The sequence below is a fragment of the Candidatus Nitronereus thalassa genome, from assembly GCF_032191465.1.
Taxonomy (GTDB): Bacteria; Nitrospirota; Nitrospiria; order Nitrospirales; family UBA8639; genus Nitronereus; species Nitronereus thalassa.
In genome coordinates, this window is the sequence record NZ_JAQOUE010000001.1 from 634,720 (window position 1) to 659,314 (window position 24,595).

At 48.2% G+C, this 24,595-nt stretch carries 21 protein-coding genes; 9 read left to right on the forward strand and 12 right to left on the reverse strand.

Annotated elements, in window-relative coordinates:
• The first annotated feature begins 20 nt into the window (after positions 1-20).
• Positions 21-167 (forward strand): hypothetical protein, encoded by a 147-nt coding sequence (locus PPG34_RS02980; protein WP_313831650.1) that lies wholly within the window; start codon positions 21-23, stop codon positions 165-167.
• 259 nt (positions 168-426) lie between these two features.
• Positions 427-1,017 carry a hypothetical protein gene (locus tag PPG34_RS02985; RefSeq protein ID WP_313831651.1) on the forward strand — a complete coding sequence of 197 codons (591 nt, stop codon included), beginning with the start codon at positions 427-429 and terminating at the stop codon, positions 1,015-1,017.
• A gap of 64 nt (positions 1,018-1,081) precedes the next feature.
• On the opposite strand, the gene PPG34_RS02990 is transcribed toward PPG34_RS02985, so the two are convergent.
• The 8 genes from PPG34_RS02990 to PPG34_RS03025 form a co-directional block, all read right to left on the reverse strand.
• A complete protein-coding gene (locus PPG34_RS02990) occupies positions 1,082-1,996 on the reverse strand; it encodes an NAD-dependent epimerase/dehydratase family protein (RefSeq protein WP_313831652.1) in 915 nt (304 codons plus the stop codon).
• 1,195 nt (positions 1,997-3,191) lie between these two features.
• Complete coding sequence (purQ, locus tag PPG34_RS02995; protein ID WP_313831653.1) at positions 3,192-3,896, reverse strand: phosphoribosylformylglycinamidine synthase subunit PurQ; 705 nt, start codon at positions 3,894-3,896, stop codon at positions 3,192-3,194.
• Positions 3,897-3,977: 81 nt separating this feature from the next.
• A complete protein-coding gene (gene purS, locus PPG34_RS03000) occupies positions 3,978-4,220 on the reverse strand; it encodes a phosphoribosylformylglycinamidine synthase subunit PurS (protein WP_313831654.1) in 243 nt (80 codons plus the stop codon).
• Between the two features lie 3 nt (positions 4,221-4,223).
• The gene (gene purB / locus PPG34_RS03005; RefSeq protein ID WP_313831655.1) at positions 4,224-5,573 is read right to left on the reverse strand and encodes an adenylosuccinate lyase; all 1,350 of its coding nucleotides are present in this window, start codon (positions 5,571-5,573) and stop codon (positions 4,224-4,226) included.
• A gap of 60 nt (positions 5,574-5,633) precedes the next feature.
• Positions 5,634-6,128, reverse strand: coding sequence for a transcription antitermination factor NusB (nusB, locus tag PPG34_RS03010; RefSeq protein ID WP_313831656.1), 495 nt, complete (start codon positions 6,126-6,128; stop codon positions 5,634-5,636).
• 19 nt (positions 6,129-6,147) lie between these two features.
• Positions 6,148-6,648, reverse strand: a complete 501-nt coding sequence (gene ribH, locus PPG34_RS03015) for a 6,7-dimethyl-8-ribityllumazine synthase (RefSeq protein ID WP_313831657.1) — start codon at positions 6,646-6,648, stop codon at positions 6,148-6,150.
• An 88-nt stretch (positions 6,649-6,736) separates the two neighbouring features.
• Positions 6,737-7,939: a bifunctional 3,4-dihydroxy-2-butanone-4-phosphate synthase/GTP cyclohydrolase II gene (locus PPG34_RS03020; RefSeq protein WP_313831658.1), complete on the reverse strand. Its 1,203-nt coding sequence runs from the start codon at positions 7,937-7,939 to the stop codon at positions 6,737-6,739.
• 71 nt (positions 7,940-8,010) lie between these two features.
• The gene (locus PPG34_RS03025; protein ID WP_313831659.1) at positions 8,011-9,213 is read right to left on the reverse strand and encodes a nitrate/nitrite transporter; all 1,203 of its coding nucleotides are present in this window, start codon (positions 9,211-9,213) and stop codon (positions 8,011-8,013) included.
• A 294-nt stretch (positions 9,214-9,507) separates the two neighbouring features.
• Between PPG34_RS03025 and PPG34_RS03030 the strand changes: the two genes are divergently transcribed.
• From PPG34_RS03030 to queG, 5 genes are all read left to right on the forward strand, one after another.
• Complete coding sequence (locus PPG34_RS03030) at positions 9,508-10,524, forward strand: RNA polymerase factor sigma-32 (protein ID WP_313831660.1); 1,017 nt, start codon at positions 9,508-9,510, stop codon at positions 10,522-10,524.
• A gap of 221 nt (positions 10,525-10,745) precedes the next feature.
• Positions 10,746-11,063: a GroES family chaperonin gene (locus tag PPG34_RS03035; RefSeq protein ID WP_313831661.1), complete on the forward strand. Its 318-nt coding sequence runs from the start codon at positions 10,746-10,748 to the stop codon at positions 11,061-11,063.
• Positions 11,064-11,142: 79 nt separating this feature from the next.
• Complete coding sequence (gene groL, locus PPG34_RS03040; RefSeq protein WP_313831662.1) at positions 11,143-12,801, forward strand: chaperonin GroEL; 1,659 nt, start codon at positions 11,143-11,145, stop codon at positions 12,799-12,801.
• 195 nt (positions 12,802-12,996) lie between these two features.
• Entirely contained in the window at positions 12,997-13,380 is a 384-nt protein-coding gene (locus tag PPG34_RS03045; protein ID WP_313831663.1) for a hypothetical protein, read from the forward strand.
• 54 nt (positions 13,381-13,434) lie between these two features.
• Positions 13,435-14,454 (forward strand): tRNA epoxyqueuosine(34) reductase QueG, encoded by a 1,020-nt coding sequence (gene queG / locus PPG34_RS03050; protein WP_313831664.1) that lies wholly within the window; start codon positions 13,435-13,437, stop codon positions 14,452-14,454.
• Here queG and PPG34_RS03055 read toward each other — a convergent pair.
• On the reverse strand, positions 14,432-16,906 hold the full coding sequence (locus PPG34_RS03055; protein ID WP_313831665.1) for an endonuclease MutS2: 2,475 nt from the start codon (positions 16,904-16,906) through the stop codon (positions 14,432-14,434). The two genes, queG and PPG34_RS03055, sit on opposite strands and share 23 nt — an antisense overlap.
• Positions 16,907-17,018: 112 nt before the next feature.
• Positions 17,019-17,498 (reverse strand): sll1863 family stress response protein, encoded by a 480-nt coding sequence (locus PPG34_RS03060; protein WP_313831666.1) that lies wholly within the window; start codon positions 17,496-17,498, stop codon positions 17,019-17,021.
• Positions 17,499-17,643: 145 nt separating this feature from the next.
• Between PPG34_RS03060 and PPG34_RS03065 the strand changes: the two genes are divergently transcribed.
• Both PPG34_RS03065 and PPG34_RS03070 read left to right on the forward strand, forming a co-directional pair.
• Entirely contained in the window at positions 17,644-18,870 is a 1,227-nt protein-coding gene (locus PPG34_RS03065) for a hypothetical protein (protein ID WP_313831667.1), read from the forward strand.
• A 364-nt stretch (positions 18,871-19,234) separates the two neighbouring features.
• Positions 19,235-20,500 (forward strand): hemolysin family protein, encoded by a 1,266-nt coding sequence (locus PPG34_RS03070; RefSeq protein WP_313831668.1) that lies wholly within the window; start codon positions 19,235-19,237, stop codon positions 20,498-20,500.
• Positions 20,501-20,523: 23 nt separating this feature from the next.
• Here PPG34_RS03070 and ligA read toward each other — a convergent pair whose 3' ends face one another.
• A complete protein-coding gene (gene ligA / locus PPG34_RS03075; protein ID WP_313831669.1) occupies positions 20,524-22,554 on the reverse strand; it encodes an NAD-dependent DNA ligase LigA in 2,031 nt (676 codons plus the stop codon).
• Positions 22,555-22,581: 27 nt separating this feature from the next.
• A complete protein-coding gene (locus PPG34_RS03080; RefSeq protein WP_313831670.1) occupies positions 22,582-24,477 on the reverse strand; it encodes a hypothetical protein in 1,896 nt (631 codons plus the stop codon).
• Positions 24,478-24,595 lie beyond the last annotated feature (118 nt).

Below are 24,595 nucleotides of genomic sequence, written 5' to 3' on the forward strand. Positions count from 1 at the left end.
TAAGATACTTGGAGGCGACCATGAAGGGACGTGAGATCTTGCTCGGGACCTACCGGGAGGACAATGCGGGTGGAATTAATGCCATCGTAGGTGATGTAATTTTGGGGTGTAAAAGGCCTGCCGGACGGTCCATTGAGCCAAGCAGCTATTTAGATTTGATCGTTTGAAACTTTTTGGCGACGTTATCATAATCTCCTGATCCTTCACCGCACCCGGGGTAAACTTTCCCCAAAGTTCATTTTCCTTGGCATTTCCCAAACCTGCTCGCCTTGGCAAAAAAATCCAGGACTCACTCACCCTTAGGCCCTACCATTTCTACCCTATTGAAAATTCATGGCATTTTAGGTCATAAATGGTGGCATTAAAAACTATTATGACATTTACCGTCATGGTCAACTAAACTTCAAGGCAACTTAAAGTCATTCGATGGACAAGTTAAAGTTGAGAATAAAAGTCAGTGAAAATGAATTCGAAGCAGAAGGAACTCCACGTGCGGTCACCGAGCAATTTGCTTTATTTCGCGACCTTGTCAAAGAGTTGACCAATAATACGTTTCCGTCACAGATTAAGGCGAAGGAAAATCCAGCGGGCAACGCCCAAGAGCCAGGCCCTCCCCTTCCAGGTCGTTCGCCCCAAAAACTAAATTCAGCACCGAACCTCCCTCTTCACAAACTTTTCACCCATGACCCCACCACCTCCCAACTGACGCCACGAGTCATATCACCTGGTAGGGCTAATGCCGAAGAGACCATTCTCCTTCTCCTGCTGGGATGTCGAGAGCTGAAGAATCAACTGGAGGTTCCAGCCTTACAATTAAACCGGATTTTGAAACTCATAGGCGGCACCCAATCCCGGCTGGATCGTGTATTGGCAGACTCATTAAAAAAACAGTGGTTATTGAAATCAGGAAGAGGAAAAGGCGGGAAATACCGACTCACAACCCTGGGAATTGAAAAAGCCCAATCCAAGGCCCAGGAACTCGCAGCACTCATTCCCGACGAACAACCCGGGGATTAAAATGCCAGCAAAGCCCTAGTATCAGCCAGGAAACAACACGTGCCCCCACTTTATGACCAGCAGACTATTCCAGACTTTTCAGCAGTGCACGCAACCCATTTTCCAGAGTCGATTTGGGGGTATACCCCAGCACCTCACGAAGTCGATCATTGTAGGCCGCCGAATGCATAATATCACCATCACGAGGAGCCTTATGCTCAACCTTCAGAGACTGCTTCACACACGTCGATAGCGTCTCGATCACCTGAAGGAGGGTCCAGGTTTTTCCGGTGGCAATGTTACAAGCGCCAGTTCCCGTGCCCTCCAAGGCTGCCCGATTGGCCTGAGCAATATCTTTGACATAAATAAAGTCCCGCGTTTGCAAGCCATCCCCAAAGACGAGCAACGGTTGCTTGGCGGAAATCCGCTCGATGAACTTGCTGATCACCCCCGCATAGGGAGATTTCGGGTCCTGCCGTGGCCCAAACACATTAAAATAGCGTAGGCCCATCGACCGGAACCCATATAGCGACTCAAACAGGGTCGCATATTGTTCATTCACATACTTCTCCAACCCATAGGGCGAAATCGGCGCGAGCCGGCTCTCTTCGGATAAAGGCACCTGCTCCGGCACTCCATACACCGCCGCGCTGGAGGCATACACAAACCGTTGCACTTTATTTTGACAAGCCGCATGCATCACATTCACAAACCCATAAATGTTTTGCGTGCACGACGTGGGCGGATCTTCCACCGAAGCCTGTACCGACACCTGGGCCGCCAAATGCAACACATGGGACACCCCCTGCATCACCGCATTGACCTCCTGCGGATTCCGAATATCCCCCTCCTGCAACTCCACCTTCGGATGGTCCGGCACATTCCCGCGCTTCCCGGTAGAGAGATTATCAAAGACCCGGACCCATGCCCCCGCCTCCAACAAGGCCTCCACCGTATGCGACCCAATAAACCCCGCACCTCCTGTGACTAAAACCCTCATTTAAAACCCCTTTGTTAATCAAAAACTGAAAAATCCTGAAGAACGCAAAATCTGAATATTGGGAGCCATCAGCTCAACCATGCCCCTCCTATATTAAATCGGAAACCATCCAGCAAAAACTAAGAGAAAACTGTATCCAAACAGATACGACGATGTATCTGATCAGATACGAAGAAAGCCCTTCTTCTTCACATTGTATTTACGTATAATAACTTAATTCATATGTAATCCTCCAAACAGAACACATCTGGAAGCACCTGATGGTACTTGGAAAAAAGGCCTTTCTAATTCAAAAAAAAGTTAGAACCAAAAATAAACTACACTCGGCCCAAGTTTTGCTTTCTGATAGTGAAAGAGGAGACCTGAAATGGGTAAGTTGGACTCATTAGTAATTCAGAACATTTGAAACGCATTGTAGATTCAACACCGTGCCCCCGAACAAATCCGAAACTCTGGTCGTGGGCACCCAACCAATTATGTGTAGACCTTCTGTCATTATGAGGCTGGCAGCGTCGGAACCCAGGATGTTTGGACTAAGTTTAATCATGGCCTGTAATCATGGAGTAATTTTGATAGGTTGGAACGATGATTTCCCAAAGAACCAGATTGAAACCTACGGCTGCTCCCTACTTTTGACAAAGAATCTCTAGGAGGCGACGAGCCAGGTGGTACAGACCACCGCTCTGGATGGAACACGGAGACCCAAATGTCAGGATGACTGGGTCTCCGCAACCATCAGTACTATTAATCAAAAAAAATCCTCATATGCGTAATGCCTAGGGCCACTTGGTAAAAAAGCAGGCGGGAAGGAAGAGGTTTCTTGCAACACCCACCATCAATTGAAAATCTATTATATTTTCTGCAGACAAACATCTTCCTTCTTAGTGGTGGGGGAGGCGGAAAATTAAACCGATAAAAAAATACATTATTGAAAGACCTTCCCTTTTTTCTGGCCCCACAAACACGCCTACGAGCTAGACTGGATTTGCCGGAAGTGACCCAGGCTCAGCGTCGAGGGCCACTTAAATCGTTAGCAGTTTATTCGCAAAAATCGGGAGCGCGACGGGTAGCTCCCCTGCAGCGGGGAGGTCCACGAAACGAGTCTGAATAATTCGAGTCTGACCCTAATTTTTAACCCGCGAAGCGACCAGGATTAAATCGAGTCTGACCCTAATTTACTAATTCAACAATTTTTTTAGGCCGAACGAACTTCGGTGAAGGCATTTACCATCGATTGAAATAAGAGAAGGCCATCCTGATTGCCGAGCACGGATTCGGCGCAGCGTTCGGGGTGCGGCATGAGGCCTAGGACATTGCCCTCGGCATTCCGAATGCCGGCGATGTTATTGAGTGAGCCATTGGGGTTGGCTGCTGGAGTGACTTTTCCCTCAGCAGTACTATAGCGAAACACCACTTGAGCATTCGCTTGAAGGGAAGAGAGGGTGACGGGATCGGTGTAATAATTGCCTTCCGCATGGGCAATGGGCAGCTTCAAGACTTGGCCGGATTCACAGGCATTAGTAAACGGGGTCGCGGCATTTTCGACTTTGACATATACGTCTTCGCAAATAAAGGAGAGGTCCCGGTTTCGCATCATCACTCCAGGCAGTAACCCTACTTCGAGCAGTATCTGAAATCCATTGCAAATGCCGAGAACGATTCCACCTTTGGTGGCAAACTTTTTAAGGGCCTCCATGATTGGTGAAAATTGGGCGATGGCTCCGGTGCGAAGATAATCCCCGTAGGAAAACCCACCTGGCACAATCACGGCATCGACGCCAGCTAATGACGTTTCCTGATGCCAGACCATTTGCACGTCTTGCCCCAAGCCTTCTGACACGGCATGGGCGCAATCATGATCGCAGTTGGATCCTGGAAATACGATGACGGCAAATTTCATAGGATTACAATTTTCACCTAGTTTTTTAAATGGATTCCCGATGACTCACGTCGAGAATGACGACAGAACAAAAGAAGTCCTCTACCCCACTAGTTCATACCGATAATCTTCAATCACTGTATTGGCCAACAGCTTTTCGCACATGGCCTTCAATTGAGATTCCGCTTGCGATTGATCGGTTTCTCCCAACTCCACCTCCAGGAACTTTCCCACCCGCACATCATTGACGGTGGAAAATCCCAGCGTGGCGAGGGATTGCTGAATCGCACGTCCTTGTGGATCTAAAATTCCTGACTTCAATGTCACATGAATTTTGGCTTTCATGATTTATGCACGTCCTTTTTTGCGCGTGGCCCCAGCACTCTTTTTTTTCGTTTTTGCCGAACTTCCAAACACTCGCCGATAGACCTGGGGCAAGTTCTTCAAGTACGCATGAGGGTCAAAACACGTTTGGATTTCTGATCCGCGGAGTTTTTGAGTGATCAACTTATCCTTCATCACCAGCTCTTGGAAATTCCCATTCCCTTGCCAAGCGGCCATGGCATTTCGTTGCACGGCTTCATAGGCGGCCTTTCGTTCCGCGCCTCGATCCACTAATGCGAGCAACAACCGCTGGGAATAGACCAGCCCACCCGTCAGATTTAAATTCTTGAGCATTCGATCCGGGTACACTACCAAATTATCCAAGAGCTTGGTCAGCCGAACGAGCATGTAATCCATCAAAATGTTGCTGTCCGGCATAATGATGCGTTCCACGGAGGAATGACTGATATCGCGCTCGTGCCACAGCGCCACATTTTCCATGGCGGCCACACTATTACTGCGAATCAGGCGTGCGAGGCCACAGAGATTTTCCGACCCCACAGGATTGCGTTTGTGCGGCATGGCCGAAGACCCTTTTTGTCCTGGACTAAAATACTCCTCGGCTTCAAGGACCTCGGTTCGTTGCAGATGCCGAATCTCCGTCGCGACTTTTTCGATACTGGCGGCGACTAACGCCAAGGCGGTTAAATAGGCCGCATGCCGATCCCGTTGCACGATTTGATTGGAAACCGGGGCCGGCTTGAGTCCAAGTTTTTTGCACACGACCGATTCAATTCGCGGAGGAAGGTGGGCAAAGGTTCCCATGGCCCCGGACAATTTGCCGACAGCGATATCCTCGCCGGCAGCGACCACTCGTGTACGGTGGCGTTTAAATTCTTCAAACCAGAGTGCGAATTTTATACCGAGTGAAATGGGTTCCCCGTGGATACCATGCGATCGGCCTACCATGATCGTCTCTTGGTGTTCGAGTGCCTTGGCCTTCAACACCTCCAAAAGACGATCAATGTCTTCAAGAATAATCCCGACCGAGTCTACGAGTTGAAGAGCCAATCCGGTATCCAGCACATCTGAGGATGTGAGCCCGGCATGAATATGACGGGCCTTCGGCCCGGCCTGCTCCGCCAGGGATTCCAAAAAGGCAATCACATCATGCTTCGTCACTTGTTCGATGGCATCAATACGATCCGGGTCAATCATCACCCTCCGCCGAACATGGGCGGCGATGCCTTTGGGAACTTTCCCCTCCTCTTCAAGGGCTTCACAGGCAGCTAATTCGACCTGAAGCCATGCCTCATATTTTCGGTGTTGGGTCCACAGCGCACCCATGCGGGGCAAGGTGTATCGTTCAATCATGTCGAGGTCCGTTGACTATGGTTGGGAAGGAAAATTATGACGACAAAGGCTGACCATCGGTTAATTCATCGCGACACGTTTTTCTTGCAATCGTGGATCTTGTTTCACAATTCTATCGAGAATGCCATTGATGAATCGTTTGGCATCATCATCCGCAAAACTTTTGGCCAATTGTAGGGCTTCATCCACGGTCACTTTTGCGGGAATATCTGGAATCCATACCAATTCATAAATGGATTGCCGAAGGATATTCCGATCAACAATGGGCATTCGATCCAACGACCAATGTTCGGCGGACTCTTGAATGAGTCGATCGAGTTCGAACTTTTCCGTCTGCACCCCGGAAACTAGTTTGTTGGCAAATTCTCGAACTGGCCTGGATGACCGCTGCTGTTCCCAAAACTCCTCAAGCCACCCATCCGTGGTGCCATGAAAATCAATTTGAAAAAGGATTTGCAACGCCAATTCTCTGGCGCTGTGCCGGGTCAACGCCGGCGCAGAGGGAAACTCCGGCATGTCATTCACTGGTTCGGCCACGGGATTCCAGACTTTCATGAATAGGTTAAGCGATGAATTAGGATGAAAGGAACCCTGTCGTGTTCCGTCCGATGGTTTGTAATTCTTTCATTAACGTGACCATTTCGATTGCCGTTCGTGCCGCATCCGCTCCCCGATTTTTTTCAGGCGCTCCTGACCGTTCTACCGCTTGTTCGGCAGTATTGGTCGTGAGCACCCCAAACACGATGGGAATACCCGTTTCCCAGGAGGCCTCTGCAATGCCTCGGCTCATTTCTGTGCTGATGTAATCGAAGTGAGGCGTCTCTCCACGAATCACCGCCCCTAAACAAATGATGGCATCATACCGTTTTGATCTGGCTAATTGTCGTGCCACCAAGGGAATTTCGAACGCTCCAGGCACACGCACGGTTTCAATACTTTCCTCATCCACACCCTGCTGTTGAAGCGTTTCCAGCGTGCTCGTCATGAGTCGGCTCGTGACAAATTCATTAAACTTGCTTACCACCAGGGCAAACCGACATCCTTTTCCATCAAGCGTACCTTCTTTAATTTTCATAGTATCGACAAACCTAAAGGTTACTGCGGGTTATCGGCGAGACTTCAAGGGACACATTATCATTCACGGCACAACACACGTGGCCACCTCAAACATTGTTGAGTAAGTGCCCGAGCTTAGCTTTTTTCGTGCGGAGGTATTTTACATTGGTGTCCTTGGGATCAATTTCAATGGGGATGCGCTCCACGACCTTCAGCCCATAACCTTCAATCCCAACAATCTTTCGTGGATTATTGGTAATCAGGCGAATTTGCTTCAAGCCCAAACTCACAAGAATTTGTGCACCGATCCCATAATTCCGGAGATCCGGCTTAAACCCTAATTGGAGATTCGCCTCGACCGTATCACTTCCCTGGTCTTGAAGATGATACGCCCGAATCTTATTGAGCAACCCAATCCCCCTCCCCTCTTGATTCAAATACAGCAGAACGCCTTTGCCCTCCTTCTCAATCATTTCCATGGCGCGATGCAATTGATCTCGGCAATCACACCGAAGAGAGCCAAACACATCAGAGGTCAAACAGCCGGAATGTACGCGAACGAGTGTGGGAGACTCGTCGATCGGCCCTTTGACCAAAGCAATATGAGTCCCGCTGTCTAGCTCATTTTCAAAAACTTGCGCTTCAAAGTTTCCGAATATCGTCGGCATCTGTGCATTCACCGAGGGTTTGACAAATTTCTCACGTAATAAGCGGTATTGAATTAAATCTTTGATGGTGATGAGTTTTAGCTGATGGTGCTTGGCAAATTCCACCAGGTCCGGAACTCGGGCCATCGTGCCATCATCGTTCATGATTTCACAGATGACCGCGGCAGGAATCAACCCGGCCAGTCGAGCCAAATCCACCGAGCCCTCAGTTTGTCCGGCCCGTTTTAAGACCCCCCCATCATGGGCACGAAGTGGAAAAATGTGACCAGGCTTGGTGAAGTCTGAAGCATGGCATGTGGGATCCACTGCCATGCGAATGGTGGTAGCCCGATCCGACGCCGAGATACCTGTTGTCACATCCCTCGCTGCATCGATCGATACCGTAAAGGCTGTCCCAAATGGTGCAGTATTTTCTATGGATTGGGGATGCAGTTGAAGTTCATCCGCCCGAGCCGACGTCAAGGCCAAACAGATTAAACCTCTCGCGTATTTGGCCATGAAATTTATGGCTTCCGGCGTGACGCTTTCGGCCGCCATGACCAAATCCCCTTCATTTTCTCGGTCTTCGTCATCTACGAGAATGACGCATTTGCCATCCCGGATATCTTGAAGGGCTTCTTCAATTGTATGAAAAGATTCCATGCTCCCGACATTCCCCATTTGGCTTCAGCTTATATGGAGTTTACCACGCCCTGTCAATCGGAACCTTCAGGCTATTTGGGCACCGACGGGGCATTCAACGACACCCGGCCCCATCGTTGCATATACAGAACACTTGTGGCTGCCAGCCCCGAACAAAGCCCAAAAACTAGAAATCCACTCGCATAGCTTCCTGTGGCATCCTTAAGCACCCCAAACCAGGACGGAAGTAAAAACCCTCCAATACCCCCAGCAGCCCCTACAAAACCTGAAGCCGTTCCCATTATTCCCTGGAAGCGTAGGGAAACAATTTGAAATACCACCCCATTTCCAAATCCAAGAAACAATAGCATGATGATGGTCAAGGGTAAGGCAAATTTGAGGGGTAATAGTCCTGACAATAACACGCTCAGTATGGCCGTGACCAAAAAACACGTTAGCAGCAGCCCAATCCCCCCAAGGCGATCTGCCAAATGCCCACCCACTGGTCTCGCTAAACTCCCAGCAAGCCCGCATATGGCCGTTATCGTCCCAGCCGTCACCATATCCAACTGGTACTGATCGTGGAAATAGATGGGCAAAAAACTCGAAAATCCGACAAACCCACCAAAGGTCACTCCGTATAAAAAACACAACCAGTACATGAAGGGCTGTTGGAGAGCAGACCGGACCGAGAACGTTGCTCCGGACTTTCGGAAAACCTGGCCGGAATGATCAGGCACTAACAAATAAAACAGGATGGCCGTCATGACCACAGGAATGATCATAACCCCGAAGGTATTTTGCCATCCTATGGATTCGGCAATTCGAGGACCAAAGAAGGTCGCTAATAACACTCCACTATTGCCAATTGCCGCCACTCCCATGGCTAACCCTTGACGTTCTGGCGGATACGCCAAACTGGCAATGGGTAACGCAATCGCAAAACTCGCCCCTGCAAATCCTAGGAGAAAGCCCACCCCTAACATGTGGAAATATGAGGCTCCAAACAGCCATCCTAAAAGGAGGGCGACGACTTCCAGAGCTAAAATCCCTAGGCCCACCTGCTTAGCACCAAAAAGATCCGCAAAGGGCCCCACCACGATTCGAAGGAGTGCCCCACCAAGCAAGGGAACACCAACAAGAAATCCTTTTTGTGTGGCGCTTAAATCAAATTCTTGAGCAATGGCCACCCCTAGCGCCCCAATCAAGAGCCATACCATGAAACTCACTTCAAAATGCAGCCAGGCTCCTAACAGCGAGGGCCAATGTCCATCTTTCAAGGCTTTCAGTCTCATTTTCCTCAGTACTACACAAGTCATGCGAAGGTGAGCCAGTTACCAATTGCTTACTGGGCGTCTCGTCAATCGAAAACACCTCTGACGCCAAAATTAGGCATCTTCACTAATGACACCGCTTTATTTATCGCAGCCAGTCACTATAGAAGATCCCATTTTACCCCCGCAATTCACCCAATCCATCGAAAAGGGTCAACTCAATTCCTCTTTGTCATTCTCTTGTTGGGATGTTTATAATTCCCCGCGATTCCAGTACATTTCCGGTTTATTCTGACAACACAATTGCTTTACTGAATGGACAACTCGCCAAACTCTCCACAGAAAGACCCCGATAAACCAGAAGCCGAAGAAGACGTTCTGGACGTCGAATTTTCTTTGGATGAAATCAATATCGACTATCCTCGTGAGGCTCCCTCTATTGAGGCCGGAGACCAGGAATCGACTGCAAGCGCCAGTTCGCTTATTCCCAGCACTCCCCTCAATCGATATTTGGCCGAGGTCCGGAGATACCCCTTTTTATCCAAAGAAGAGGAAATCGCCTTATTCCATGAATATCAAACCCTGGGCAGCCGAGAAGCCGCGGTCAAACTCATCCTAGCCAATCTACGAGTCTGCGTAGCCATTGCTTCGGAATACGCTCATACCGGTGCCGATCAAATGGATTTGATCCAGGAGGGCAACGTTGGACTCATGCAGGCCATTAAGAAATTCGATGTGAGCCGAAATGTACGCTTTTATGCGTATGCCGCCTGGTGGGTCCGTGCGTTTATTTTACGGTATCTCCTGAATTCACACCGCCTCGTGAAAATTGGTACCACCCAGGAGCAACGCAAGCTTTTTTATAATTTAAAAAAGGAAAAAGCCAAACTCGAACGTCAAGGGTTCGTTCCTGATTCCAAGTTAATCGCCGATCGGCTTCAGGTGCGTGAACGGGACGTCGTGGAAATGGATCAGCGGCTCGGTGGGTGGGAATTATCCCTCGATCAACCCATCAATAGCGAAGAGGGAGAGGGGACCTTCCTTGACCTTCTTCCTTCTCAATCTCCCAGAATTGACGATAGTTTAGCCGAAGACCAACTTCGGGTCCTGTTTCGAAAAAAATTGGGAGAATTTGCCAAAACCCTTAATGAACGGGAAGAGGATATTCTTAGAAATCGCCTCCTTTCTGAGACACCCCTCACTTTGGAGGAATTAGGGCAAAAATACTCTATTACTAAAGAGCGTTCCCGGCAGCTTGAGGCAAAAATCATTAAAAAATTAAGGGATTTCATGAAGTCTGAACTCAAGGATTTCGAAGACCTCCAATTTTAGGGCCTGCTGGAAATATCACACGCCTAGGCCCCCTCCCCCCATCGCAAAAAAAAACGAGGCTTTTCTTTTGTAAAGGGTCTTGACTTTCAATATCGCCGATTTATCTAAAGGGCTGCATGACCTAATTTTAGAGATTCTGTTTATTTCAACCACTGAATGACACAACCTGAGCAATCACTAACAGATCACGTCATTTTTCAACAAAAGGAGGCAGTTTTCATATGGCTACCAAGGAAAAAGAAGAAAAGAAGGAAGGTAAAGGAACCGCGGCTAAGGGCTTTCTGCCATTAGGCGACCGGGTATTTGTGACCTATACCGAAGAACTTGAGCGTACGGCGGGAGGCATTTACGTCCCAGACTCAGCTAGAGAAAAACCACAACGGGGCACCGTTGAAGGCGCTGGGCAAGACGTCAAAACCCTGAAAGTCGGCGATCAAGTGTTGTTTGATAAGTATTCCGGCACCAAAATTAAAATTGAAAACGATGATTGCCTGATTCTTCGGGAAGAGGATATCTTGGGCATCTTTGTTGATAAATAAAACGCATCTAAATTAATGACTTTAACCACTACCTATCTGAATATTGAAGTTTCACTTAAAATTTTGACGGAGGAATATTATGGCGAAGCAGTTACTGTATAGCGATCAAGCCCGAGCGGCCATACTCTCTGGAGTAAACCAATTGGCCAATGCCGTGAAAGCCACCTTGGGTCCCAAAGGCCGAAATGCCATTTTAGACAAAAAATTTGGCGCACCCACCATTACCAAGGACGGTGTGACCGTCGCTAAAGAAATTGAGTTACATGATCCCTACCAAAACATGGGCGCCCAACTGGTGAAGGAAGTTGCGAGCAAAACGAGTGACGTCGCTGGTGATGGAACGACGACCGCCACCGTGTTAGCCCAAGCCATTTATCGTGAAGGTGTGCGGCATCTTAGTGCTGGTGCCAACCCTATGGAATTAAAGCGCGGGATCGATAAGGCTGTTGATGTCGCTATTGAAGAATTGAAGAAACTTAGTAAACCCTGCCAAACCAAGAAAGAAATTGGTCAAATTGGGTCCATTTCCGCAAATAACGATTCCACTATTGGTGATCTCATTGCCGAAGCCATGGATAAAGTCGGTAAAGATGGCGTGATCACTGTGGAAGAAGCCAAGTCCATGAGCACCTCATTGGACGTGGTGGAAGGTATGCAATTTGACCGTGGCTACATTTCCCCATATTTCGTCACCAATGCCGAGCGCATGGAAGCGGTGATGGAAGATGCGTTCATTCTCATCAATGAGAAAAAAGTGAGCGCCATGAAAGACTTACTCCCGATTTTGGAGCAAGTCGCAAAGATGGGTAAACCCCTTGTCATTTTGGCGGAAGACGTGGAAGGCGAAGCCTTGGCTACCCTCGTGGTCAATAAACTCCGTGGAACCTTGAATATCGCTGCGGTGAAGGCCCCTGGCTTCGGCGATCGTCGCAAAGCCATGCTCGAAGACATTGCCATTTTGACCGGTGGCCAAGTCATTTCAGAAGAAGTTGGTTTGAAATTAGAAAACGTGAAGCTCACCGATCTTGGCCGAGCCAAACGTGTGACCATCGACAAAGACAATACCACCATTGTCGAAGGGGCTGGAGACTCCAAGAAGATCGAGGGCCGCGTGAAGCAAATCAAAGCCCAAATCGAAGAAACCACATCTGAATACGATCGTGAAAAGCTGCAAGAGCGGTTGGCCAAAATCGTGGGTGGCGTGGCCGTGATCAATGTCGGAGCGGCAACCGAAACCGAAATGAAGGAAAAGAAAGCCCGCGTCGAAGACGCCCTTCATGCAACCAAAGCCGCCGTGGAAGAAGGCATCGTACCCGGTGGTGGCGTGGCACTGCTTCGCTGCATTCCCGCATTAGAAAAATTGAAATGCCCAGGCGACCAACAATTTGGTGTCAATATTGTTCGGCGCGCTTGCGAAGAGCCAATCAGACTGATTTCTGAAAATGCCGGTGTGGAAGGGTCCATTGTTGTTGATAAAGTCCGCAATGCCCAACCTACCCATGGGTATAATGCCGGAACTGATGAATACGTCGACATGGTAGAAGCTGGCGTGATCGATCCAACCAAAGTCACTCGCTGTGCCTTACAAAATGCCGCGAGTGTTTCTGGATTATTGCTCACCACTGAGGTGACGATTACCGATCTGCCGGAAGAGAAAAAAGATGGCGGCGGCCATGGCGGTCATGACCACGGTATGGGTGGTATGGGCGGTATGGGTGGAATGGGCGGAATGATGTAATTTCGGCCCCTGCCATTTATTGGGTTAACAAAGGCTCCAGAAGGATAACTTCTGGGGCCTTTGTTTTTACTATTGAGCTAGGTCTGCAGTAAGAAATCCTCGGGTTGCTAGCCTGGCCAAAGGATTCTGTGTTATATACCAATAGGTACGAGAAAGACCAAAATAAACCACGGTTTTGCGGAAAGGAACAGGGATATGAAGTATCTGGGTAAAATCATGATGTTGGGACTCTTCACAGGAACAATTATTGGGCCAACGTCATGGGCTATAGCCGCGCCTCAGACTGAATCCGTGTGTACCATCGGCATGGCCAAGGGCGAACAAGGTCGCTCGTGCGAAGTGCCCATACCAGATGGCTGCACCATGGCCAAAGTTCCTGGCTATGATCAGCCCTGGGCCGATGTATCAAAAGGGGGTGGTACCCAATGCCAGTTTGACAAAACAAAAACCGATTGGACCTCAGTCATCACTGGTTCTTGTGGCCCATGCACCACGGATAACTGTTCCGCTCAATTCATCGTGAAATTCAACTGCGCGGGGAATGCCGACTATAAAGCCCAACCTCGCACTAAACATTAATACTCTCCTGGGGCTACATAGTTTTCCTCGATCCTACCACCTCCGGTGACCAACTTGTCTTTAACAGACTTGATTAAGCAGGCTGCCATCTCCGAAGGATTTGATGTAGTGGGAATCAGTCGTCTCTCCCCACTAGAATCCATTACAAATACCCAGCCCTCCAGCACTGCCCCCTTGCAGACCAAGTCCCTTCTCCAACACCTACAGGACTGGCTATCCTTTGGATACCACGGGACCATGCAATGGATGGCCAAAGATCCAGACCGTCGAACAGATCCCAGAAAAATTCTTCTAGGATGCGAAACCATTATCAGCGTTGGGGTAAATTATTGGACGGAACGGGACCCAAACGAAGGGCCTGGGAATGGCCGGATTGCGCGATATGCCTGGGGAAAAGATTATCATCGCCTAATAAAAAAAAGGCTCAAACACCTTGAGCAATCAATTTTACAGCTTGCTCCTGATTCGAGGACCCGCAGCTACGTAGACACGGGACCCGTCATGGAAAAAGTATGGGCGCAACGTGCGGGACTAGGGTGGATTGGAAAGCACTCAAATCTCGTTTCCACCACATTTGGATCATGGCTACTTTTGGGAGAAATTCTGACGACACTGGAATTAACACCCGACGAACCTGGAACAGATCTCTGCGGGACCTGTACATTATGCCTTGAAGCCTGTCCGACCCAAGCGATTGTCGAACCCTATGTGGTGGACGCCACAAAATGCATTTCCTATCTGACTATCGAGCATCGTGGAGACTTGGATTCAATTCCCAAAAGTCTTCGTTCAAAAATGGGGAATCGAATTTTTGGGTGTGATGATTGCCTCGATGTCTGCCCTTATAATGTCAACTCCCGGCCAACTCTCGAAGGGGCATTTCTTCCCACACCAATCACTCAAAGCCCAAATCTTACTCAGCTTTCCCAAATGACCGAGGCCGTGTTTGCCAGCACATTCGAGGGAACGCCCATTCGCCGCCCAAAACATACCGGGTTTCAACGCAACGTAGATATCGCCATATCCAACGATCGCACCATGAACAATAAAGCTAGCGCAATTCCGCAACTGTAACCCCGTCTCCGCCCTCCCCCTGCTCTCCCGGTCGATAGGATTCCACATAAGAGGCGTTTGCTAAAAACTTCCTGGTCGCCATTTTCAACTTTCCTGTTCCATGCCCATGAATGATATGAACGGTTTTGGCCACAGTCAGTAATGCCTCATCAAGACGTGAGACCAGACTTTCCAATGCATCCTCAACTGTTTGCCCCCGAAGGTCTATCGTCAGCAACCCAGAGGTACTCGGTGACGTAAAGGTCTTTTCGGCAAATCCCTTAGGGAAGGATTTTTTTCTAGGGGCTTTAGAAACAGGAGGTTTCGGGAAAGATCCTTCTCCCACAAGCACCCGACCAACAAGTAAATCCACTCCTACTGACAGCTCAGTTTCCCCAACTCGTACACGAACGCGTTTTTTCCCTTGAGGCGCTTCGATTAAAGTTCCCAACGCCCCTAAATTTGATATTTCGACCAATGCCCCAACCTGCAAATTTTCAAGAGGGACGGTCTCGCTATCATCTTGGGTCCGTCGATCAAGGTCCTCTGCAATTTCATGGACACGCACTTTGGCCTCTTGTGCCTTTACGAGGGTTTTATCCTGTTTGAGGGAGGCAACAGTTTCCCGGATTTCTGTTCTAGCTCGCCCAAGCTCCTCTTTTAATTTCTTTTTAATTTTTTGGAGCTCGTCGCGCTCTGTTCCCCGAATTCGATCAAGTCGTTCTTGGGCTTCCATGGCCGCTTCTTCGGTACGACGTCGGTGCATCTCTACAGATTCTAATTCTTGTCGAAGGCGATGATGCATGCTTTGCAAATCGGAAAAAATGTGATCGAGTTCACGATCTTGTTGGTCAAGGACCTTAGTGGCATGTTCCAAAATACTTGGAGCCATGCCTAATCGACCCGCAATATCTAAGGCCGAAGATCCGCCCGGGACACCCTGAATGAGACGATAGGTAGGGGTCAGGGTTGCAACATCAAATTCAAGGCTTGCATTGAGAAACCCTGGAGTCGAAAGAGCTAACGTCTTCAATGAATTGTAATGTGTGGTCACTACGACCTTAAAACCCAGATCAGCAAAATGAAGTAGCAAGGCCTCAGCCAACGCAGCACCTTCCGCTGGATCTGTTGAGCTAATGACTTCATCGAGTAACACCAAGATTGGACCAAATGGGGTGGAGGGTTGAGCATGTCCAACATCTAACAGTTGAATAATTTTGGTTAGGTGGGCGGAAAAACTGGAGAGATCCTTGGCTAAATCTTGTGTATCACCGATATCCGCAAAAGTGTCGGTAAAAAATCCCATTTGGGAGCCTTCCGCACAAGGTAGATGTAATCCCGCCCGAACCATGAGACTATACAACCCCAGTAATTTTAGATTGACGGTTTTCCCTCCAGTATTGGGACCAGAAATCACCAATACCTTTTGGTCTTTTTCCATCGTAATGTCGTTTGGAATAACCTCAGCTCGGGCAAGTACCAATAAGGGATGACGCGCCTGATGTAGGCGAATCTGTCCATCCTCCGATAATTCTACGGGGTAGGCATCCATACGTTGACTCAACCGGGCCTTGGCCCCAATGCTATCCAAGATAGCAAGCACTTCAAGATACCGCTGAATGGTAGAAATGTGCCCAACAACCATGGAGGATAGTTCAGTCAATATTCGGCGAATTTCCCGGTCCACCTCCAAATCAGCCACCTTGATTCGATTGTTAAGTTCAATCAACTCACGAGGCTCAAGAAACACCGTCAACCCGCTCGACGACACATCGTGCACAATGCCCTGAACCTGGTGTTGCATGTCCACCTTAATAGGCAACACATATCGATTTTCTCGTTGATCAAAATAGAGCTCCTGCAAGGCATCGCGATACGTGGCCGAAGTCATCATGGATTCTAACCGTTGCCGCATTCTCGACTTTAATCCCTGTGCGTCCTGCACTGCGTCATACAAGGCCGAAGAAGCATGATCCAACACCTCCCCTTCTTCGCTAATACATTGATCAATTTCAGACTGCAGAAAAGAAAGATCGTCCAGATGATCAAGATACCGAAATAAATGAGGAGCAAGGTCTTTCTGCGCTGTAAGACAACGCCGAACTTGGACTAGGAGATTTATGACATTGGCAAGGCGTCGCAACTCCTTGGCATCTAATGTCGCGCCTTTTTCAGCACGAAGAAGCCCGCTTCTAGTATCGTGAAATGGCAAGGAAGGAAAGGGAAGAGGCCCATCAGACAAAGCAATCATTTCAGTGGTCTCCTGAAGACGACTTTGGGCCGCGGAATAACTGTCAGCCAAGGGAAGGGATTGGCAAAAGGCTGCGCCTAGAGAAGAATGGGCCTGTGATGCCAGCACGTCTAAAAGGCTGGGCCATTCTAAGGCATGTTGTGACTGTTGAAATAAAGGTTCCCGAGACATACCAGCTATGAAACGAATGTGTTGAAGGTGCAGACAAATGTCAGGTTCCACATACTACCTGATGACCACAACCGATGAAAGAATAGCGAAGTCTAAGGACAAACGGAAGTAAAGAAACTCTGTGATAAAATAGAGTTTGTGGGAACGAAGAAGGAAGGAAATTTTAAAAGAAATTCGATGCAGCCTGCTTTAAGCCTACTTTCAGATCAGTCACGGCTCGGTCTAAGCCGCCTTTAATGTCCTCCCAAGCCGCCTCACTTGAACGGGTGGCTTTTTCAATTTTTGGAAGAAGCTGATTTTTTTCTACTTGTAACTGTTCAAGGCGTTCAAGAAACTTGCCTCTCGCCTTCTCTCGAAGCGCCTCACTTTGAGATTTGAGCTGCTCTAATTGCATATCGAACTCATCAAGCTGCCGTTGCAACTTTCGATAAAATTCCTCTTTCTTTTGCTCACCGGCATTACTAGATTCATTTATGACCATTTGCGTTTGTTGGGTAATGACTGGCCCCAAACTGGCTTGGCCTGCTAAGGCCATTTGAGAAGTAAATAACCCTCCCAGCACAAGAGACCCACTAATCCAAAGAGGTAAAATTTTTGAACTGACCGCCTTTGTTCCATTTAATCTGAGGTTATTATTTTTCATCTCTTCCGCCTTTTGTAATCCCCAGCGAGGGGATGTTACCCAGAATACAATCTCTTCTCCCTATCTCCGCCAAAAAGATCCCGCCTTATATTCGGCACTTGTCCCACCGGTAATTGTTTCCTTAGAATGGCCGGAGGATAATGTTATGACACAAGATGAAGCTAGGGCCTATCTCAACTACCTGTTAACTTTAAGCCTCCGCCGGGAAGATGCCTTTGGCCCCTTGGCCCTCACCTTTATTCGGGAACAGGATTTTGACCAATTAGGTATCCTCCCCGAAGAACAATTCAGTTTACTGCTGGCCACCATCCAGGCCTTTGCTTCTGAACCGAAACGCTATTCTCACAAACTCGAATTACTTCAGAAAGCATACCAACTTCTTCCCAACACCCGATATTTTGATCCTGAACTCGCGCATCAACTTGATCATGACATAAAAAAAACCAGCGCTGAGTTAGGAATTTATAACGAGGCTATGAAGGGTCCTCGAACCCAACCTCTTGATAAGCAGCGCCTGATCGTCGAATCCGATATTCCAGAATATTTTTTGGATTTGGCCCAAAAACGTGCAGCCGCCTACTATCAAACCAAATACCGCCTTTCCAAAGAAGCCAAAACGGCCCAACATTTTGGCGGAACTCCCCGTCGATTTGAACCAGACAACGAAGCCGTTCAAAAAGAATTTCCAGGAGCATGTGCTCCGTTTATGTCTGCTCGAACCAACGCCTTTCATCTGATGCTTCCCTTTGACTTAAAAATTAGTCGAAGCCCAGAAGACCCTCTAGATGCTGGGATTCGAATTTTCTATGCGAAAATGGGCTACTCCTATCCTCTTCGGTATGAAATGGGAAAGCTTTGCAGCTACCATGACGGGCAAGTCCACGATATTGCACTGGATGACCCTAATCTCCTGTTTGTTTCCATGTCAGGGGTAAGGGATCCTGAATTCCCCCTTCCGGTAGATGCCGGTTCATCTGAAGTCCCACCCGAATATGCGTATCCCATGGCAGTGTTGGAACATACCGGAAGTTTGGGTCCATTCATCCAAGTTAGTTGTAATTTCAAGGTTTGGTTCGATGCCTCTATGGTATCCATTTTAATCCAGGGCTCCCCCGACTTACACGAATATGGCTTGCAAGGAGGATCAGGGCTGATGACCCGGTCCTATGCTTCGGATAAGGTGCATACTTATGCAGAAGCTCAAGCCGAACCATGGCAGGAAGGTCTGAGTTTTAACTTTGTGAATCTTCATTTATCTCTCAGTCCCGGACATGATTCGGCATTGATCCCTCATAGCACTCCAATATTTTCCGTCTATCCTGTTCTGAGTCGGCAATGCTACAAATTCGAGGCCCGCAGTTCGGCAAGATAAATTCTTGGTTTTCCAGAGGACTAATATTCGAATATTTTCTCAAACATTTCAGCAAGTTACATATTACACCTTGGCGTAACGCTAAAGAATTCAACGAGAACACTTTCCCTTTTAGTAAAGGATTTTTCGGTTGCATGGGACTTGGCCGTATGCTAGTCTCGTTAGATCGATGGATGACGACGGTCCTAGACGATGTTCTCGTCACCAACTTAATGACCTTCACCCACTTCTCCGGCTACACTTCTACATTTTTTCCAAAACATGGACCCCATTAACCGTAGGGCTTGGTTTTTTCAACCATTTCGGCCCACCTGCCTCTAATTCACCCCGCCTTTAATTTGAATTTATGGAATTTATCGCCATATTGATTTGCTTAATTCTTTCTGGGTTGTTCTCAGGAGCGGAAATTGCCTTTTTCTCCATCACGGAAAGCCGTTTGCAAACCATGGTGGAAGAAAAAAAACGAGCGGCTAAATTGGCTCTTTTTCTCCGCCACAACCCCCAAAGACTCCTTTCGACAATTTTAATCGGGAATAATGTCGTAAATCTCACAGCAGCGTCATTAGTCTCTATTGTATCTTTTCAGTATTTTGGGTCGGAAGGCGTAGCCGTTGCCACGGGGCTGCTCACGATCATTGTCCTACTTTTTGGGGAAATCATCCCCAAAACTCTTTGCGCCAAACATTCGGACACTGCGGTTCAATTCTTCTCCCACCCTATCTATTGGATGGGACAATTGCTGTCTCCCGTTCTTTATGTGCTCGAGCCACTAATCTTGAAGTTAACCGGAGGTCGAGGCCTCACCGTGCCCTTTGTCACGGAAGAAGAACTCATGATCATGCTGGAAGCCGGTGGAAAAGCCGGCGTATTAGAAACTGATGAAGTACGGATGATCAAAAATGTTTTTGAATTTACCGATCTGACCGCCGAAGATGTAATGACGCCCAGGAATTATATGTTTGGTTTGAGTGCCGAACTCAGTCTTGGCGAGGCTAAAGAAGAAATTTTCAAAGCAACCAATTCCCGAATCCCGGTGTATGAAGACAACCTCGACAACATTATTGGCATATTATACCGTCACCACGCCTTGAAAGAATTGGCCCAAGGCAATCAAGAATCATTGCTGAAAGATCTTTGTCGACCAGCCCTCTTTGTCCCGGAAGCCAAACCTGCGGATGACCTTCTTAAACAATTCCAGCAGGAAAAACGGCATATCGCTATTGTGGTGAATGAATTTGGGGGGGTGGTTGGTCTCGTGACCACGGAAGACCTGTTGGAGGAGGTGGTTGGAGAAATTCTTGATGAAACCGACATCACCGAAGAACTGATCAAGCGAATCGGAAAAAATCAGATCTTGGTAAGTGGTCGGACCGAAGTTCGAAAAATCAACGAGTTTCTCAAAGTAGAACTCGATGAGGAAGAACAAAACACTATCAGTGGGTTAATCCAACAAGAATTAGGACACATCCCGTCTGTCGGCGAAGAACTTCGAGCCCATGGATGCCTGTTGATTGTCCGAGATGCCGATGAAAAATCAATCAAAAGTGTGCAAATCCAAAAATTCGACGAGCCCATGGCTGAAACTCAGGAAGAAGCCACCCAATCTTCACCTGCCCTCCCTAAGGAATAAGGCCCCTGACAACTTTTCAGATTTTAACCTTTCACCAAATTTGAAAACTCTGCTTCGTTTAAAATCTGGACTCCTAATTTCTTTGCCGTATCAAATTTTGATCCAGGGTCATGCCCCGCCACTACATAGTCCGTCTTTTTGCTTACACTTGAAGTCACTCGCCCCCCCAATTGTTCAATTCTCTGTTTGGCCTCTTGTCGAGTAAATCCATCTAGCCCACCTGTAAGAACAAAGATTTTTCCTACAAATGGTTTGGGCTGGACTCCTTCATCAGAAGAAATCTTCTTAACCCTTACACCTAATTCATTCATCTGGTAAAGAACCGTGAGGTTTCGAGGTTCAGCAAAAAATGTCATCACACTGTGAGCGGTTTCCGGACCGATTTCGTGGATTTGCAACAGGTCCTCTTCCGTAGCCGCTATTACCATTTCTAATGCCCCATAGTGATTTGCCAAGACTTTGGCCACATGGCTACCCACATGGTGAATCCCCAAGCCAAAAAGAAATCGGTCCAAAGATGGCGCTTTACTTTGCTCAATGGCCGCCAACAATTGCGTGGCGGATTTTTCGGCAAACCCTTCTAAATGGAGAATTTGCTCTTTGGTTAAACGATAAATATCGGCGAAGTCCGCAACAAGGCCCTCATCAACAAGTTGCGCCACCGTTTTTTTGCCAAGTCCTTCAATATTGAGAGCTCCCTTAGAAGCAAAATGTTCGATGCCGCCCTTGAGCTGAGCCGTACACACAGTTTGCCCCGTACAGTAGAACAGGGGACCCTCCTGAACGACCATAGAATCACAGACAGGACAATGATCTGGCGCCCGAAAAGAAGCTCCTCGTGTTTCACCAGGAATAGGAATGCGTTCCACAATATCTGGGATCACATCTCCGGCGCGTTCAACTTTTACCGTATCGCCAACTCGCACATCCTTTCGAGCTACTTCTTCCATATTGTGCAGAGTGGCGCGACTGATCGTGACTCCACCAACCTCAACAGGATCCAGCAGCGCCACCGGGGTCAGGGCACCGGTTCGGCCCACGGACACCACAATATCCTGTACTTTTGTAACTTCCTTTCTGGCAGGGAACTTGTAAGCAATCGCCCATCGAGGGCTTCGTGATTTTTCTCCCAATCGGTCCTGAAAGGAACGGTCGTTGATTTTCACGACAATCCCATCAATTTCATAAGACAGACTGTCCCGTTTCTGTGCCATATCACGGTGAAAGGCAAGGACGTCTTCGATAGACCCACATAACCGCCGAGGTTTGGGAATAGGCAGTCCCCAGGCAGCCAAGGAAGATACCGCCTCCCAATGGGTGGCAAACGGGTTCCCGCTTGATACCATGAGGTCATAACAGGTCACGACGAGAGGGCGAGTCGCCGTCAATCGTGGATCGAGTTGCCGTAGTGAGCCCGAGGCCATATTTCGTGGATTCGCAAACGTACCATCCCCACGCTCCGTTAAACGTCGATTGAGTTCTTGAAAGTCCGGAAGAGGGAGATACACTTCGCCGCGTACCACAATACGGTCTGGCAAGGTCGAGTTGGATTGCAAATGAAGTGGAAGCGACCGAATTGTACGAAGGTTGAGAGTAATATCCTCTCCAGTCACCCCATCGCCACGGGTTGATCCTCTCAGAAACAGGCCACTTTCATACACGAGCTCTACCGACAAACCGTCATATTTCGGCTCGACCGCATATTCCACCTGATCCACCTCAAGTTCACGACGCAGCCGAGCATCAAAAGCCCAAACATCATCGACATCTAATATGGAATCAAGACTCAATAAAGGCCGGTCATGTTTGACTTTTGAGAATTGACCAAGTGGAGCCCCTCCGACCCGCTGCGTGGGGGAATCGGGAGTGATTAGGGCAGGATATTGTTCTTCTAATTTTTGAAGTTCTTTGAATAGACGGTCGTATTCCGAATCGGCAATTTTCGGCCGACTTTTCACGTAATACAAATAATCATGATGCCGGATTTGCTCTCGCAGGGCATCGACCCGTGCTTGAACAGTTTGGGAAGGCGAATCAGAAGAAAAAAGATCCACGATTTACCTTTGATTCATCAGCACTCGTTACCCTTGAATAAACTGGGAGGCAAAGCTTCGAATCTCATGGCCATTTAACACATGAAAATGTCGAAGCCGATGAACGGTTTGCCCAGAGAATCTAGACAGCGGGATGGGAATCAGCTTTCGATCGAACTTCCTAGCAATCTTTTTCCAGCGAGCCAGTGGCGGAATGGGGCTCACAAGCGCCACATGTTTTTCCTGAGAATGCATTGCCGCACCTGCAATCAGCCGATCTTCTATTGACTCGGCAAAATCCAATCGCGGATCCTCCCACACATTGGGAAGCGGCCTCGGAGGAAATTGAAAGAACGTTCCTCCATATTGCGATTGCCCTATTCCCGGTCCAACCATGTTTTCTAAAAATGGTGTGGCATAAAAACATAAGGTTGATTCCTGCGCATGCTCGGCATACCAAGTCGCTTGCCAAGAAAATTGTGCAGGATCGGCTGGCACTTCGAACAAAAACACAACAATCTCTACATTACCCCTGGAGGGAGGAATGTCTTTCACGTAAATATCGGAAAGACGATTCCCCTGTTTTGGATTCCAATGCCGAAGGGTTTCTCTCATGTCGATGCCATCACGAATTGAGGTTGTAAATTTATCAACTTGGGCCAAGTCCGCCCCCAACACGGCTTTCGCTTGTTCCCGAACATGGGCAGTGAAACCTTCAATGCGATCATCTTCCGGCGGCCAAGAACATTGCCCAAAAGGATTCCAACGATAAGCCCATCGTTGCTTCTTTTGTGGCGTCGGCGCAGGCTTAAGCGATAAGGATCGCCAGGCTAAGGCCGATCCCTGCAATCGGTTTTTTGCCCGAGAAACCTGCCCATCTGGTGATTCCAGCTGTTCAATGCCAACCTTATAGTTAGGCATTCCATATCCCGTAGCCTGATCTTCTTGATACACATAGGTCTTAGCTGTGTCTAACAGTGTGATGGCAAAATCATCGCCGGCCATTTGTTTAGCCGCGAGCACAAGGGTATAGAGATCCGGCGTCAGGCGGTGTTCAAGCAGGGTCAAGTTTCGAACATATTGCAAAAACATTTGGAGCAATTGCGGGGTTACCCAATTGCCTTCCTGGTCTCGAGTCGGAGCTCTTTTTGCGAGCCATCGAGTACGGGTTTCAAGCAGCAATTCTTTGATCCCATCGAGTGAAAGATGCTCGTCAGAACGAGCCTCCATCCGACGTTGTTCGAATAATTCTGTGAGAAACGGTAATTCACAGAGGGTAAAGTATAAGGTTGACGGCTCGACCGTACACAAAAATGGCCGTTGTTCTGATGGTTCATGAGGAGTGTAGGCCCATCGTTGTTGATACGCATCGCGCAGCCAGGGCCAATCTTCGATGGGACATAAGCAGACAATCGAGGAGTAATCAAGTTCCAACTCATGCAGCTTAAACGCCATCCATTTAATTCGTTCCCAGCGCTGGCTCTCAGGTTTAGGATACGGCATAAAAGGCAGCATGGCTCCCGCAAAGATTGGCAGAGAGATCTGCTTCAGGGCATACGAATCAGGAAAAGGAAAAGACCAGGGCTTGAAGATGATGACCTCTCGATCAATAAAGGCACGATCGATCCCCTCACCCATGGCAACTCGAAGGGCCATAATTATCGGTTGACAGGGATCAATAGGGATATAGCTGCAGGTTCCCTCTTCGTCCTGGACTGGTTCTGGAAGGACCACGAGGCTAATCTGAGGGAGTCGCTCAATTCCTTCTTCGACCAAGGATTCAACCGAAGGCGGCAACCCAACAGCTAGACAATCCACGCGTTGAGACAACAACAGATCGCGAATTTCCTGTGCGACATCGCTACTACCATTCCGGATAGGAAGGATGAGAATACGGGAAGATAAAGAGAGAAGGGACTCAGCAGTTGGAGAAAGGTGTTTCATGGAAGAGCATAAAATTCAAAACAGAAAATCTTAAACAAATTCAAAATTCGACTATCCCAAATGCAAAACCATCGTGAGGAAATTTAGGACATTGGGATTTGGATTATTCGAATGTATT

Coding starts and splice junctions, on each gene's coding strand:
- purS (WP_313831654.1), bottom strand. CDS start 4,220: ATGAAAGCCAAAATTCATGTGACATTGAAGTCAGGAATTTTAGATCCA.
- PPG34_RS02980 (WP_313831650.1), top strand. CDS start 21: ATGAAGGGACGTGAGATCTTGCTCGGGACCTACCGGGAGGACAATGCG.
- purB (WP_313831655.1), bottom strand. CDS start 5,573: ATGATTGAACGATACACCTTGCCCCGCATGGGTGCGCTGTGGACCCAA.
- PPG34_RS03065 (WP_313831667.1), top strand. CDS start 17,644: ATGACACAAGATGAAGCTAGGGCCTATCTCAACTACCTGTTAACTTTA.
- PPG34_RS03060 (WP_313831666.1), bottom strand. CDS start 17,498: ATGAAAAATAATAACCTCAGATTAAATGGAACAAAGGCGGTCAGTTCA.
- PPG34_RS03035 (WP_313831661.1), top strand. CDS start 10,746: ATGGCTACCAAGGAAAAAGAAGAAAAGAAGGAAGGTAAAGGAACCGCG.
- groL (WP_313831662.1), top strand. CDS start 11,143: ATGGCGAAGCAGTTACTGTATAGCGATCAAGCCCGAGCGGCCATACTC.
- ribH (WP_313831657.1), bottom strand. CDS start 6,648: ATGAAAATTAAAGAAGGTACGCTTGATGGAAAAGGATGTCGGTTTGCC.
- PPG34_RS03025 (WP_313831659.1), bottom strand. CDS start 9,213: ATGAGACTGAAAGCCTTGAAAGATGGACATTGGCCCTCGCTGTTAGGA.
- purQ (WP_313831653.1), bottom strand. CDS start 3,896: ATGAAATTTGCCGTCATCGTATTTCCAGGATCCAACTGCGATCATGAT.
- PPG34_RS02990 (WP_313831652.1), bottom strand. CDS start 1,996: ATGAGGGTTTTAGTCACAGGAGGTGCGGGGTTTATTGGGTCGCATACG.
- PPG34_RS03045 (WP_313831663.1), top strand. CDS start 12,997: ATGAAGTATCTGGGTAAAATCATGATGTTGGGACTCTTCACAGGAACA.
- PPG34_RS03030 (WP_313831660.1), top strand. CDS start 9,508: ATGGACAACTCGCCAAACTCTCCACAGAAAGACCCCGATAAACCAGAA.
- nusB (WP_313831656.1), bottom strand. CDS start 6,128: ATGAAAGTCTGGAATCCCGTGGCCGAACCAGTGAATGACATGCCGGAG.
- PPG34_RS02985 (WP_313831651.1), top strand. CDS start 427: ATGGACAAGTTAAAGTTGAGAATAAAAGTCAGTGAAAATGAATTCGAA.
- PPG34_RS03020 (WP_313831658.1), bottom strand. CDS start 7,939: ATGGAATCTTTTCATACAATTGAAGAAGCCCTTCAAGATATCCGGGAT.
- PPG34_RS03080 (WP_313831670.1), bottom strand. CDS start 24,477: ATGAAACACCTTTCTCCAACTGCTGAGTCCCTTCTCTCTTTATCTTCC.